The organism is Rheinheimera pleomorphica (assembly GCF_011634895.1).
In the GTDB taxonomy this organism is placed as follows: Bacteria; Pseudomonadota; Gammaproteobacteria; order Enterobacterales; family Alteromonadaceae; genus Alishewanella; species Alishewanella pleomorphica.
Genome location: NZ_SIRR01000007.1, coordinates 274,806 through 289,064, shown reverse-complemented (window position 1 = coordinate 289,064; position 14,259 = coordinate 274,806). Strand labels below are relative to the sequence as shown.

9 protein-coding genes are annotated in these 14,259 nt (G+C 53.7%); 7 read left to right on the top strand and 2 right to left on the bottom strand.

Going from position 1 to position 14,259, the window contains the following annotated elements:
- Positions 1 to 27: 27 nt before the first annotated feature.
- Positions 28 to 2,103 (bottom strand): M13 family metallopeptidase, encoded by a 2,076-nt coding sequence (locus tag EYB30_RS08355; protein ID WP_323601817.1) that lies wholly within the window; start codon positions 2,101 to 2,103, stop codon positions 28 to 30.
- Between the two features lie 209 nt (positions 2,104 to 2,312).
- Between EYB30_RS08355 and EYB30_RS08350 the strand changes: the two genes are divergently transcribed.
- The 6 genes from EYB30_RS08350 to EYB30_RS08325 all read left to right on the top strand — a co-directional run bounded on the left by EYB30_RS08350 (position 2,313) and on the right by EYB30_RS08325 (position 11,167).
- On the top strand, positions 2,313 to 2,726 hold the full coding sequence (locus EYB30_RS08350; RefSeq protein WP_166838461.1) for a DUF350 domain-containing protein: 414 nt from the start codon (positions 2,313 to 2,315) through the stop codon (positions 2,724 to 2,726).
- 10 nt (positions 2,727 to 2,736) lie between these two features.
- Positions 2,737 to 3,366, top strand: coding sequence for a DUF1190 domain-containing protein (locus tag EYB30_RS08345; protein ID WP_166838460.1), 630 nt, complete (start codon positions 2,737 to 2,739; stop codon positions 3,364 to 3,366).
- Positions 3,367 to 3,372: 6 nt separating this feature from the next.
- Positions 3,373 to 4,521 (top strand): glutathionylspermidine synthase family protein, encoded by a 1,149-nt coding sequence (locus EYB30_RS08340; RefSeq protein ID WP_166838459.1) that lies wholly within the window; start codon positions 3,373 to 3,375, stop codon positions 4,519 to 4,521.
- Positions 4,522 to 4,888: 367 nt separating this feature from the next.
- Positions 4,889 to 7,039 (top strand): glycosyl hydrolase family 18 protein, encoded by a 2,151-nt coding sequence (locus tag EYB30_RS08335; protein WP_166838458.1) that lies wholly within the window; start codon positions 4,889 to 4,891, stop codon positions 7,037 to 7,039.
- 69 nt (positions 7,040 to 7,108) lie between these two features.
- Positions 7,109 to 9,742 carry a glycosyl hydrolase family 18 protein gene (locus EYB30_RS08330; protein ID WP_166838457.1) on the top strand — a complete coding sequence of 878 codons (2,634 nt, stop codon included), beginning with the start codon at positions 7,109 to 7,111 and terminating at the stop codon, positions 9,740 to 9,742.
- A gap of 180 nt (positions 9,743 to 9,922) precedes the next feature.
- Complete coding sequence (locus EYB30_RS08325) at positions 9,923 to 11,167, top strand: lytic polysaccharide monooxygenase (protein ID WP_166838456.1); 1,245 nt, start codon at positions 9,923 to 9,925, stop codon at positions 11,165 to 11,167.
- A 72-nt stretch (positions 11,168 to 11,239) separates the two neighbouring features.
- Here EYB30_RS08325 and EYB30_RS08320 read toward each other — a convergent pair whose 3' ends face one another.
- Positions 11,240 to 12,670, bottom strand: coding sequence for a hypothetical protein (locus EYB30_RS08320; protein ID WP_166838455.1), 1,431 nt, complete (start codon positions 12,668 to 12,670; stop codon positions 11,240 to 11,242).
- A 258-nt stretch (positions 12,671 to 12,928) separates the two neighbouring features.
- Between EYB30_RS08320 and argA the strand changes: the two genes are divergently transcribed.
- Positions 12,929 to 14,248: an amino-acid N-acetyltransferase gene (gene argA, locus EYB30_RS08315; RefSeq protein ID WP_166838454.1), complete on the top strand. Its 1,320-nt coding sequence runs from the start codon at positions 12,929 to 12,931 to the stop codon at positions 14,246 to 14,248.
- Positions 14,249 to 14,259: the final 11 nt, after the last annotated feature.

Sequence of the window (14,259 nt, the reverse complement as noted above, 5' to 3'; positions counted from 1 at the left end):
GCGGTTTTTTATTTCAATAACATTAAGTTACCAGATTTTCACCCGCACTTTTTCGTCGCGATACATACCATCGCCCGGCTTAACGTCAAACGCCTGATAAAACTCTGGCATATTCGACAAGGTGCCCAGCACGCGGTACATGCCCGGTGAGTGTGGCCCGGTGATCACTTGCTGACGCAGGGCTTCGTCACGGAATTTAATCCGCCATACCTGGCCCCAGCCCATAAAGAAGCGCTGTTCAGCCGTAAAGCCATCGATCACCGCACCGCTCTGGCCTTGCAGCGAGTTTTGGTATGCCTTATACGATACTGTTAAGCCGCCTAAGTCAGCGATATTTTCGCCCAACCCCAGCGCGCCCTGCAGGTGTAAATCGTCAATCGGGTTAAAGGCACTGTATTGGTCGACCATGAGCTGGGCACGTTGCTGGAATTGCGCCGCGTCCTGCTCGGTCCACCAGTCACGCAGGTTACCATCACCGTCTGAGCGGCGGCCCTGATCGTCAAAACCGTGGGTAAATTCATGGCCAATGACACCACCAATAGCACCGTAATTTACTGCATCGTCCGCCTCTACGTTGAAAAACGGCGGCTGTAAAATCGCGGCCGGAAACACAATTTCGTTCATCGTTGAGCTGTAGTAAGCGTTAACCGTCTGCGGTGTCATGCCCCATTCTGTGCGATCGACAGGCTTGCCTAAACGACCAATGGTGCGCTTATATTCACACTCGGCGCTGCGGCGCAGGTTGCCGATTAAGTCAGTCGCGTTAATTTCAACACAGCTGTAGTCACGCCATTTATCCGGGTAGCCAATTTTGGTGTTAAATTTGGCCAGCTTAATTTGTGCCTGCTTTTTCGTGACCGGGCTCATCCACTCCAGCTCATCAATCGACTGGCGAAACGCGCCGCGCAGGTTTTCAATCATCTGATCCATCCGCGCCTTGGCTTCAGGTTTAAAGTATTGTTCAACAAACTTTTTACCGACCATAAAGCCGAGGTTATTATCCACCAGGCTGACCGCGCGTTTCTCGCGGCTGCGCTGCTCCTGCAAGCCATTTAGCGTTTTGCCGTAAAAGTCGAAGCTGGCATCGACAAAGGCTTTATTCAGGTTATTGGCATTGCTGCGCAATAAATGAAACTTCAAATATTGCTGCCACTGCTTAACCGGCGTTTGTGCCTGCAGCTTAGCAAAAGCGGTAAAATAGGTCGGTTGACGCACCACTAACTGCTCAATGTCAGCCAGGTCTGCTGCCGCTAAAAACGCCTGCCAGTCAAAGCCCGGCGCCAGTTTATTTAACTCAGCTAATGTCAGCTTGTTGTAGGTAGCGTTACGGTCGCGGTTTTGTACCCGGCTCCAGTGCGCAGCGGCAATCTGCTTTTCCAGCGCAACGATATCGGCCGCCACCTGCTCGGCGTTGTCAAAACCGGCCAACGTCCACAGCTGGGCGATAAAGGCCTGGTATTGTTGCAGCAGCTCTTTGGAACGGGCATCGTCTTTTAAGTAATAATCACGGTCTGGCAAACCTAAGCCACTTTGCGAAGCACCGGTAATGTATTGATCAGACTGTTTCTGATCCTGACCAACATAAACCACTACCGGCGTGCCCATCCGGTAGCGCTGCCAGTTGCCCCAGAGGGTGGTTAAATCGGCATGGCTTTTCAGGTTATCAATCGCCGCCAGCTCGCCGCGCAGTGGGTTTAAACCCAGCACCTCGGCCAGTTGCTCATCCAGAAACGAGTTATACAGATCAGCAATCTTCTGGCCATCACTGCCTTTGGCATGTTGCTCTGCCGCCAGCTGCTGCACTATCGCCAGCACCTGCTTTTCGGCGTTTTCGCGCAGTTCATCAAAGCTGCCCCAGCGCGCTTTATCCGCTGGGATCTCGGTATTGTCCAGCCAGCTGCCGTTAACATAGCGGAAAAAATCCTGTTGCGGCGCTACGCTGGTATCCATATTGCCCAGTGTAATGCCTGAGCTTAAGCCCGCGCTTGCTACTGCCACGGTTTGCTTTGTGTTGTGGTCGGTATTGGCTGTGCTGTTTGAGCAGCCGGCCACCCCCAGTGCCAGCGCTATACTCAGCGCCACTGTCGTCATTTTTTTCATCATCGGTTCCTGGTTGAAAGTCATTTTGTTGTACTTTTCATGGTTAGTGTTACAGCGCCAGTGTAGGTATCAGATCACGGCTGTCCAGCGGTTAACCGTTAAGTGCGGTGCTATCTGCGATAAATAACTGCCGCACCACAGCGGATTTAACTTGAACTGAGCGCTAATTTTACGCAGGATCAGCGCCAGACGATTTAACCGAAGGATATTCCATGTTAGATACTGCCTTAACTTCATTGGCTGGCCTGCCCGCTTTTGCGGCTTATTTTGCAATGGCTATAGCCCTGTTATTGCTGTTTGTCCGGCTATATACCTGGGTAACACCGCATGATGAGTTTGGCCTGATCCGCGCCAATAACCCGGCCGCTGCCGTGGCCTTTGCCGGCGCCATTATTGGCTTCGCCTGGCCGCTGGCCAGCGCCATTACCCACTCTATGTCATTACTCGATTGCGCCATCTGGGGCGGCGTGGCCCTGCTAGTGCAGGTGCTGACTTTCCTGCTCAGCAGCGCTGCGCTAAAACAGCTGCCACAACGTATTACGCAGGGTGAGCTGGCGGCCGGTATTTTCTCTGCCGCCTGCTCCGTAACAGTAGGTATGTTAAACGCCGCCTGTATGAGCTACTAGGGAGTAAGGCATGAACAAACAATTTAAACGCAGCAAAACCGCGCGTCTGATTATGATGGTGCCTGCCGCAGGCCTGGTGCTGGCCGGTTGCGGCGAAAAACCGGTTGAAGTGCAGGTATTTAACACGCCGGACGAATGCGCCGCTTACTACAACCCACCAGCCGAATGTAAAGCCGCCTTTGCCGAAGCTAAAGCCTTGCATCCGCAAGTGGCACCGCGTTATGCCAATAAGCAGGAATGTGAAACCGATTTCGGCATCGGCCAGTGCGAAAGCGCGCCGGTTTTAGCCGCGAACAACACTGAAACAGCCCCACAACAAAGCCAGCAAAGCAGCGGCTTTTTTATGCCAATGATGATGGGCTTTATGGCCGGGCAAATGTTAAACCGCGGCGGCATGGCCAGTGCACCGCAACAGCAAACTGCCAGTGCCGCGCGCAGCCCGGTGCCAAACCAGCCGCTGTATAAATCACGCGATGATCGCAGCACTTTTCGTACCGCGACCAACACCGCTGTCGCATCGCAACCCGGCACCACCAGTATCCGCCCGTCGGCTGTGCAACCTAAAGCTGGCAGCCTGGCACGCCGTGGCGGCTTTGGTGCGCAGGCAGCAAGGCGCAGCAGCAGTAGCTTTGGTGGTTAACTTAGCATGAAGCGCATTAACTGCAATCCACGCCCCGGCTGGAAAGCCTTTGCTGAAAGTGTTGGTTTTAACTTTCATACCTTTGACGGCGAGCCGTACTGGGATGAAACAGCATATTACCAATTCAGCCTGGCGCAAATTGAACAGGATTTGGAAGACCCAACCGAACAGCTGCATCAGATGGCACTGGATCTGGTTGATGATATTGTCACCAGCGAGCAAAAGCTGACGCAGCTGGCGATCCCCGAGCCCTTCTGGGATGCAGTGCTGGCCAGTTGGCGCGCGAAAGAGCCGCATTTATACGGCAGAATGGACTTTAGCTATAACGGCAAAGGCCCGGCCAAGCTGTTAGAGCTGAATTACGACACCCCCACCTCACTGTTCGAAACCGGCTTTTTCCAATGGGTCTGGCTGGAAGATATGCTGATGCGCGGCACCCTGCCGCAGGGGGCTGATCAGTTCAACTCACTGCAGGATAAACTGCAGCAAGCCTTTAGCGAACTTAATCTGCCACAGCCATTTTACTTTGCCAGCGTGACACAAAGCATTGAGGACAAAGGCACAGTAGACTACCTGATGGATATCGCACTGCAAGCCGGTGTCAATTGCCGCTATATTCAACTGGAACAATTAGGCGATATTGACGGCCAGCTGGTCGACTTAGACGGTTTCCCCATTCAGGGGTTATTTAAGTTATACCCGTGGGAATTTATGCTGCAGGAAGACTTTGCCAGCACCATTTTAACCAGTCAGACCCAGTTTATAGAGCCGCTATGGAAATGCCTGTTATCTAACAAAGGTATACTGCCGTTGCTATGGCAAAAATACCAGGGACACCCCAACCTGTTGCCGGCGTTTTTTGATGATGGCAGCAGCTTACAACCTGGCTGGCTGCGCAAACCGCTGTTATCACGCGAAGGTGCCAATATTGAGCTGTTGACCACCGAGGGCAAACGGCTGACACAGGACGGCCCCTATAACGACAATGGTTATATCCGCCAGCAACTGGCACCATTACCTAAGTTTGACAACAACTACACGCTGATTGGCAGCTGGGTTGTAGGCGACAGCGCGGCTGGCATTGGTATCCGTGAAGATAACAGCCTGATCACCAAAGACAGTTCACGTTTTGTGCCACATATTATTCTCGACTAAAACAGCTTACCGGCGCTGACACAGCGCCGGCCCATCCGTTAACATCCTTTTCTAAAAACGCCTTTTTGGCCCGAAAATATGTAAACTTTTCTGACAGTTCACTGTAATTATTTTACATATAAATTCAAATGCTTAGCTTAAAATCAGAAAAATATCACTAAAATCCCGCTGCAAAATTTTGACAACGCTGTCATTTTTGCCATAGTCAATACCGCTTATTTTCTACACAGCTAACGGCAAAAAGCTGCCGTTCATACAAAGGAAAAAGCCATCGTCAGTGGCTGACAAACGCTGGCCGTCTGACGATTATGCCATGAAATAGCGTCATAAAAATTATAAAACCTAAGCAACACCATTGGAGGAAGTTATGTTTAAACAAGCAGTTAAAGGCAGCAGCAGTCTCTCACTACTGCTGCTGGCCGCCAGTATTCAGGCCGCCACACCCAATGCCCCGGTGATCAGCTGGATGCCCACCGATTATGCCCTGCAAAACGGCAGTGTCCAGGTACCGCTACGCTGGGATATGTGGTGGGGTAGCAACGGTAACAAGTGGTACTTACATAAAAATGACAGCGTTGTCTATGAGGCCGCACTAACACCAGACGGCCAGAATGCACAAAACGGCAGCACCAGTTTAACCTTTACCCAGCCTGGCAGTTACCAGCTGCAAGTGAGCTTGTGTGATGTCAGTGGCAGCACTGAACAATGCGCGCAAAGCGGTATTACCACTGTGACTATTACCGGCACAGGCGGCAGCGAACCGGATCCGGTAGAACCCGATCCAGTTGACCCTGACCCGGTCGACCCTGATCCTGTTGACCCCGACCCGGTAGAACCGGTTAACCCGGCTGCACCGGCTAAGCCAGCCTTTGCCTGGAGCGAAAACAGCGTTACCCTGAATGGCGGCAGCGCCAATTTAAACCTGGCCTGGAATATGTGGTGGGGTAATAACGGCAACCTGTGGCAGTTAAAACAAAACGGCACTGTCGTGCACAGCGCCAGCCTCAGTAGCGCCACACCGTCGGCACAAAGTGGCAGCACCAATGTCAGCTTTACCAGTACCGGCAGCTATAACTTTGTCGTCAGCCTGTGCCAGCAAAGCAGCGATACCTTGCTATGTACCGACAGTGATGTGAAAACCGTTAGCGTGGTTGCCGGCTCAGGTGGCGACGGCGGTGATGGTGGTGATGGCGGCGATAACGGCAGCTTTGACCCCTGGACCGATTTGGATATGACGGCCTGGCCGCACCCGCTTAAGCAAAACAATGTCGCCTTTAACAATACAACAGGCAAAAAAGTCGGTGCCTACTTTGTGGAATGGGGTATTTATGGCCGCTCCTTTCACGCTGCTGATATACCAGCACAAAACCTGACCCACATTTACTATGGCTTTATCCCGGTGTGTGGCCCCAATGAGGGCTTACGCCAGGCTAACCCGGAAGGCTATGCGGCGCTGAACAGCCAGTGTAGTGGTAAGCCGGATTACTCGGTAGTCGTGCACGATAAGTTTGCCGCACTGGAAAAAGGCTATCCGGGCGATGTTTGGGACCAACCGATCCGTGGCATTTTTGCCGAGCTGTACCGGTTAAAGCAGGCACATCCGCATATTAAAATACTGCCATCCGTCGGAGGCTGGACCCTATCCGACCCGCTATACGATGTCGGCACTAACGCCGCCGCCCGCGCGGTGTTTATCGACTCTATTATCGACTTTATCCGCACCTACGATTTCTTCGACGGTATAGATATCGACTGGGAATTCCCCGGCGGCGGTGGTGCTAACCCGGCGTTAGGTTCTGCTCAGGACGGTGCCGGCTTTGCCACCTTGATGCAGGAGCTGCGTGCTGCGCTGGACGCGCTGGAAGCGGAAACCGGTCGCGACTATGAGCTGGCCGCGGCAATGTCCGGTGGCGTAGAGAAACTTAGCGTTGTCGACTGGGAAGATGCACACCCGTACATGGATTACATCAACCTGATGACCTACGACTATTACGGTGCCTGGAATGGCGTATTAGGCCATCAAACCGGTTTGTATCCGTCACCCAATTCACCGATATCTGGCTTTAGCGCTGATGAAGCAGTGCAGTATCTGCTAAACCGTGGTGTACCGGCGGGCAAAATTGCGTTGGGCGCCGCTATGTACGGTCGCGGCTGGCAAAATGTGTCGGGCACCACTGGCGGCAATCCGTTTACTGGCACCGGCGGTGATGGCATTACCGGCGGCTGGGAGCGTGGCATTATGGACTACAAAAAAATCGAAGCCGACTTTATGGGCGGACCAGAGGCAAGCGGCGTGAACGGCTTTACTGTTGGCTGGGATGATACCGCCAAGGCCAGCTATGTCTGGAACCCGGCTACCAATACGCTGATCAGTATCGATACCAAGCGGTCGGTACGCGAGAAAGGCGCTTACATTTTGCAGCATCAGCTGGGCGGTATTTTTGCCTGGGAAATCGATGCCGACAATGGCCATATTTTAAACGCGATGCATGAAGGCTTAGGCCATACGCAGCAATAACCACTATTGCCGGCCGGTTCTCGCTATCTCGCATAAAGAGAATCGGCCAGTGTTTGCAGGAAACCCATTATGAAACTTACAACAACCTTGTCGCTGCTGGCATTAGCCAGTACAGCGGCCTTTTCGGCCCGAGCGGTCGATTGCACTAATCTGCCATTGTGGCAAAACGATGCTGCTTATGGCGGCGGCAGTCAGGTACAACAGCAACAACAGGCTTTTCAGGCTAACTGGTGGACACAAGGCAATGACCCTGTAAGCCACTCGGCACCGTATCAGGAGTGGACCCTGCTGGGCAGCTGCGATGGGGCTGAGCCGGAACCGGATCCAGAACCCGAGCCAGACCCGGAACCCGAGCCGGAACCGGAGCCTGATCCTCAACCCGATCCAGACCCGGAACCTGAGCCTGATCCCGGCGTACCCGGCGACAGCAGCTGCCGGCCCGATGGCCTGTATCAAACCCCCGGTATTAACGTGCCGTACTGCACTGTGTATGACACCGACGGGCGCGAGATTATCAGCCCGGATCATCCACGGCGTATCATTGGTTACTTTACCAGTTGGCGTCATGGCAAAAACGGCCAGCCGGCCTATTTAGCCTCAGATATCCCATGGGATAAAATTACCCATATTAACTACGCCTTTGCCCATGTAAATGCGGCAAATCAGATTTCAGTCGGTGACACCAGCGATCCAACCAATGCCTCTACCGGTATGGAATGGCCTGGCATCGCCGGTGCTGAGCTTGACCCCAACCTGCCGTACAAGGGCCACTTTAACCTGCTGCAAAAATACAAACAGCAGCACCCGCATGTGAAAACCTTGATTTCAGTCGGTGGCTGGGCTGAAACCGGCGGCTATTTTGACAGCGACGGTAATCGGGTGGCGAGCGGCGGTTTTTATACCATGACCACCAACAGCGACCTCAGCATTAACCAGCAGGGTATTAATACCTTTGCCGACTCGGCCGTAGCCTTTATCCGCCAGTATGGCTTTGATGGTGTGGATATTGACTATGAGTACCCGACCAGCATGAACGATGCCGGCAACCCGGATGACTTTGCGCTGGCCAACAGCTTGCGCGGTGGTTTAATGCGCTCTTATGTTGAGCTGATGAAAGTGCTGCGGCAAAAACTGGATGCCGCCGGCGCCGCAGACGGTAAGCATTATTTGCTGACGATTGCCTCGCCGTCCTCGGGCTACCTGCTGCGTGGCATGGAAGCGTTTCAGGTAACCCAGTATCTGGATTACGTCAACATTATGAGCTACGACCTGCACGGTGCCTGGAACCAGTTTGTCGGCCACAACGCCGCGCTGTACGACACCGGTGAAGACGCCGAGCTAAAAGCCTGGAACTACTACAACACCGCGCAATACCAGCAAATTGGTTACCTGAATACCGACTGGGCGTACCGTTATTTTCGCGGCACTATGCCAGCCGGCCGCATTAACATAGGTATCCCGTACTACAGCCGTGGCTGGAAAGATGTGCAGGGCGGCAGCTTCGGTTTATGGGGCAGCGCAGCCTTACCTAACCAGAGTGAGTGCCCACCGGGCACCGGTGGCAGCACAGTCAGCAAATGCGGCAATGGCGCTGTGGGCATTGACAACCTGTGGCACGACAAAGATGTGAACGGTAACGAGATGCCGGCCGGCTCTAACCCGCTGTGGCATACCATGAACCTGGCCGAAGGCATTAGCGCCAGCTATTTTGGCTTGTATGGCCTTAACCCGGCTAACCCTGAGCATCAGCTAACCGGCAGCTACAACCGCCATTATGATGCCACTGCCGTCGCGCCCTGGTTATGGAATGCGCAGAAACAGGTGTTTTTATCGGTCGAAACCGAGCAAAGCATTGCCGCCAAAGCCCAGTACGTGATTGATAACGGCATCGGCGGTGTAATGTTCTGGGAGCTGGCCGGCGACTACGGCTGGGATGCCACCAAAGGTGAGTATTTTATCGGCAATACGCTGACCACGCAGTTTTACAACAGCTTTAACGGCGCCACACCTTATGGTGCAGTAAAAGCTGAGCGCACTATGCCAGCGCAGGCCGTCGATGTGCGCCTGAGCATCAGTGATTTTAAACTGGGCGATCAGAACTTCCCGATCAACCCTAAGCTAACACTGACTAACCACAGCGGCAGCACTATCCCAGGTGGCAGCAGCGTCAGCTTTGATGTGCCAACAGCGATACCGGATAGCATTAGCGATCAAAGCGGCTTTGGTTTAACCGTGGTTGAAAGCGGCCGTAACGCCAGTGGTAATAATATTGGCGGCCTTGAAAATAACTTCCACCGCGTTGCCTTTACCCTGCCGGCTTATTTGAGCGTGGCCAGCGGCGACAGCGTTACCGTAACGCTGAATTATCAGCTGCCCATGCCGATGCCATCAAACTGGGTACTTACTGCTAACGGTAATGAATATGCCTTTGCTGAAGAGTATCCGCAGTTACCGGTAGTCAGTATTGGCGCCGGTGATGGCGGTGACGGTGGCGACGGTGGTGATGGTGGCGACAGCTGCGGCGGTATCAGCGCACCCATCTACCCCTACCCGCAGTGGCCGCAAACCGACTGGGCCGGTAACCCCAGCCATGCCAATGGCGGTGACCATTTGTCTTATCAGGGCGGTGTATATAAAGCCAACTGGTGGACTAACTCGGTGCCGGGCAGTGATGGCAGCTGGAGTTTTATCTGTAATTTATAACCTGCTACAGAGTGCAAGGCGGTAAGCTGCAAACTCACCGCTTTTCCTTGCGAGGGTCGATGCCTTATCAGGGCGCCACAGAGTGTCTGAGTCCGCACGCCAGTGCGGGCGAGTTGCTGTGGCGAGCCTGAGAAGGTCTTCGACCCGGAGCGCCAAGCCCGACAACCAAGAGAAACCACTATGCGAGCCAAACATTTAATCCCTGCAGTGCTGACAACCAGCCTGCTATTTATCAGCCTACAGGCCAGCAGCCATGGCTATGTCGACTACCCCAAAGCCCGGCAGCAAATATGTAAAGACGACGGCGGCTACTGGTGGCCAGCCGATGGCAGCGGTGTTCCGAATGCGGCCTGCCGGGCTGCTTACCAGGAGTCCGGCGGCTATATGCTGACCCAACACCATGAATTTTCGGCCAATGTCGCCGATTACCGCAATATGGCGGCGGTACAAAACGTCGTTAGCGACGGCAGCCTGTGCGCCGCCGGCGACAGCCGTAAAAGCGGTATCGATATCCCATCAGCACACTGGCAGCGCACCACTATCGATCTGGCACAAAGCAGTGAGTTAACGCTGCGCTTTCGCGCCACCACGCCACATAACCCCAGCTTCTGGCAAATTTATTTAAGTAAACCCGGCTTTGATATTGCCAGCGAGCCACTCAGCTGGAATCAGCTGCAGCTGATTCACCAGCAAAGCGATGTGCCGGCCGATGCCGGCTATTACACGCTGCAGGTACCGCTACCGACTGATCGCAACGGCCCGGCGGTGCTGTACACGCGCTGGCAACGGGTTGATGTGGTCGGCGAAGGCTTTTATAACTGCTCCGACATAGAGCTGGTAAATGGCAATAGCGACACCCCGCCGCCGCTATGGTTTGATAAAGGTGCTTACGTCAACCTGCAAACGCCGGCTGAAGTCGGCGGTTATGCCCAGTTAAGGCTATTCGATAGTAATGGTCAGGAGCTGATAGATGAAAGCTGGCAGATCACTACCAGTAATATTGCCAACGCACTGTGGGCGACAGAACTGGCGGCGCAGGTAAATACCCAGTACAGCAACCTGCTACAAATTGGGCGGTTAAACGGCGATAACGTGGAATTTAGCAGCGATATAGCAGCAAACCGTGCTTATGTGAGGGATAACAACCACTTTTATAACCTGGATCTGCGCCCGGCAGCAGACGATGGTGGCGGTGATGATGGTGGCCCTGATAATGGCAACAGCCCGCCGGGTAACTGCCCGGGTTATGACTTAAGCCAGATAAACACTTATCCGAACTGGCCACAGTTAGACTGGCAAGGCCAACCCAGCCACGCCGCCGCAAGCGATAAGCTGATTTATCAAAACGCGCTGTATCAGGCTAATTGGTGGACGCAGTCAATCCCTGGTAGCGACAGCAGCTGGACCGAACTCTGCAGCTGGTAATTGCTCACGTTGTAAAGCGAATAACGCAGAAACAATACAGGCCGCAACTGCGGCCTGTGCTTTTTGTAACAATTAACGCAGCAAGGCCTCAACCACTTGCTGCTTTAACGCCTCTGCCGCATCGCGGCCTATTATGCCTTCGGCCAGTACCAGCGTTTTGCCATCGGCTTTGGCTTGCAGGCAGTAATACTCGGTGCGTTCGCCTTCGCCGTTGGTAGATACCATAGTTTGTTTAATCTGCAGCTGATCCGCATTACTCAGGGCCGCCTGGCGCTGATACAGCGCAATGCCGAACATAGTACGCTGCATCCACACTTTGCCGGGCGCTACACTGGCGTTAAGGCTGCGGCCAAGCCAGAACAGACCAAACAGTAAAATCAGCACGCCTATCGGTGTAAACACCAGCGCCATTAGCCAGAGCATGCCACCCTGACTGAGGGCTTCGATAGTGAGAAATAGGCCAGAGGCGGTAAAAATACTACCGAATAACAACATCGATAAAGCGGCAACCCTGTGGCGGCCGGCTTTGCTGGTTAAATACAGTGTATTGCCCTGTACCTGCTGTTGGATCTGGCTGGCGGCAGCGTCAAAGGCTGCAACCTGGCGCTGCTGTTGCTGTAACTCACGCTCTGCGGCACTGGGCTGCCAGACACAACGCGCATGACCTGCGATCACCGGCAACGTCCATTGCCGGCTGAATTCAAGCTGCTCCGGCCCTTGCTGCAGTGTCCCCTTGCAGCTTAGCTGCCATTCTATCCGGCCTTTATAACGCGGATCTTTACCCGTTGCCGGTAGCTCAGCCGGTACATCCAGCACCAGCCAGTGTTTGCCATCTACCGTACGGGACACCATGCTCTGGCCGTGCCACATTGGCTGGCGATGGGTAGTGCGGTTTTTGCCACTGCCACTTTGATACACGTGCAAACACGTCAGCTCCGCCTGAGGCAGCTGCGCAAAACGGCCATGCTGCAGGGTAAAATAGCCCCCCACCTGGCCGCCGGCATTACCGGGGAAAGGCTGCGCAAAAAACGGCGTTTTGCCAATTTTTTGCCAGTGCTGTAACTTGCTGCGGCCCTGCCACAACAACAGCGCGCCAACCAGCGGAAACAGCAGTACCAACAATACCGCATAATTGGCTTTAGGTAGCTCTTCAGTCAGTGCCGGATAGCTAATGAGCGCACCGATAACAAAGAAAACCGCGCCGATACCCAGCATTCCCTTGTAGCCGGTTTTATTGTTGCTGGCGATCCCTTCGACCGGCGCCGAGCCTTGCAACATGGCCTGCTCTGCCCGCGACTTCTTGTGGCCTTGCAATAATAAGTACATCATCAATCCGGATATGCCGCAAAACATGCTGCTGAACATTAACCCGGCACCCATCTGGCCAGCGCTGAAAAAGGCAATGCCCCCGCCAATACCGGCCAGCATAAACACACTGAGAAAGCCCAGAGCAAACCAGGGCAGTCCCGCAGTTTTACTGCTGTTATTGTCTGGCTGCTGCATTTGATGTTCCTGTCGGGCTGTCGCACTAACCGGCGTTAAGCTGGGTGAATGGTGTTACCTTAGGCAGTTGTAAGCGTCATTTCAAGCGACAGGCGGCACACCATCAAATAAAGAATAAATATGCTTAAAAAGTAGATATAAAATCACTTTTCACCTAAAATGCCGGCTTTAACGCAGCTTAAGTTGGCATTTTGTCATACAGCTGCCATCTTTATGTCCTATATAGCTAGTGTCTTATCAGAAGGAAGCCCAACGCCCGTGCGTACTACTGAACTTGTTTCCGGTTTTCGTCAATCTGCCCCTTATGTTAATGCTCACCGCGGCAAAACCTTTGTCGTGATGCTGGGCGGCGAAGCCATTATGCAAAGCGGTTTTCGCAGCATTATCAATGACGTGGCCCTGCTTAACAGCCTGGGCATTAAAGTGGTACTGGTGTATGGTGCCCGGCCACAAATTAATGCGGCACTGCAGCAGGCGGGGTTAGAGCCGACTTATCATAACCGGGTGCGGGTAACCGATGATGATTCGTTTCAGCTAATTAAACAGGTGGCCGGTGCGCTGCAGCTGGATATTACCGCCCGGCTGTCGATGAGTTTAAGCAATACGCCAATGCAGGGCGCACAGATTAACGTGGTCAGTGGCAACTTTGTCATTGCCCAGCCGCTGGGTGTCGATGAAGGCGTCGATTACCACCACAGTGGCCGGGTGCGCCGCATTGATGCCGCCGGTATCCGCCGGCAGTTGGATAACAACGGCATCGTCCTGATGGGGCCAATCGCCGCCTCCGTAACCGGCGAGAGCTTTAATTTAACGGCTGAGGATATTGCTACTCAGGTAGCCATTAAACTAAAAGCCGACAAAATGATCGGCTTTAACGAAATTGGCGGCATTGTCGGCGAAGATGAGGAGATTATTGCTGAACTCATGCCTAACGCCGCTGAACAGATCATGCTGCAACTGGAGCAGCGGGATGATGCCTGCACTGGCACTATTGCGTTTTTACATGCCGCCATCAGCGCCTGCCGCGCCGGTGTGCCGCGTTGCCACTTAGTCAGTTATGACGAAGACGGTGCCCTGCTGCAGGAGCTGTTCTCCCGCGATGGTATCGGTACTCAGATTGTAACCGAATCGGCAGAGAAACTGCGTCAGGCCACGATATCGGATATCGGCGGCATTCTGGACTTAATCCGGCCGCTGGAGCAACAGGGGCTGCTAGTGCGGCGCTCGCGTGAGCAGCTGGAAATGGAAATTAACCAGTTCACCTTAATTGAACGCGATGGCCTGGTGATTGGCTGCGCCGCCTTGTATCCGTTTCCGGATGACAATGTCGGCGAATTTGCCTGCCTGGCCGTACACCCCGATTACCGCGACGCCGACCGCGGCAGCATCTTGCTTAAAGCCGTGATCCAACAAGCGCGGCAACGCAAATACAGCAAACTGTTTGCCTTAACCACCCGCAGTATTCACTGGTTTTTAGAGCATGGTTTTGAGCTGCTGACGGTAGAGGACTTACCGGCGCAGAAAAAGCAGCTGTATAACTACCAGCGCCGCTCAAAAATTCTTGCCATTACGTTATAAAGTAATAGCCT

Coding starts and splice junctions, on each gene's coding strand:
- EYB30_RS08355 (WP_323601817.1), bottom strand. CDS start 2,103: ATGATGAAAAAAATGACGACAGTGGCGCTGAGTATAGCGCTGGCACTG.
- EYB30_RS08350 (WP_166838461.1), top strand. CDS start 2,313: ATGTTAGATACTGCCTTAACTTCATTGGCTGGCCTGCCCGCTTTTGCG.
- EYB30_RS08345 (WP_166838460.1), top strand. CDS start 2,737: ATGAACAAACAATTTAAACGCAGCAAAACCGCGCGTCTGATTATGATG.
- EYB30_RS08340 (WP_166838459.1), top strand. CDS start 3,373: ATGAAGCGCATTAACTGCAATCCACGCCCCGGCTGGAAAGCCTTTGCT.
- EYB30_RS08335 (WP_166838458.1), top strand. CDS start 4,889: ATGTTTAAACAAGCAGTTAAAGGCAGCAGCAGTCTCTCACTACTGCTG.
- EYB30_RS08330 (WP_166838457.1), top strand. CDS start 7,109: ATGAAACTTACAACAACCTTGTCGCTGCTGGCATTAGCCAGTACAGCG.
- EYB30_RS08325 (WP_166838456.1), top strand. CDS start 9,923: ATGCGAGCCAAACATTTAATCCCTGCAGTGCTGACAACCAGCCTGCTA.
- EYB30_RS08320 (WP_166838455.1), bottom strand. CDS start 12,670: ATGCAGCAGCCAGACAATAACAGCAGTAAAACTGCGGGACTGCCCTGG.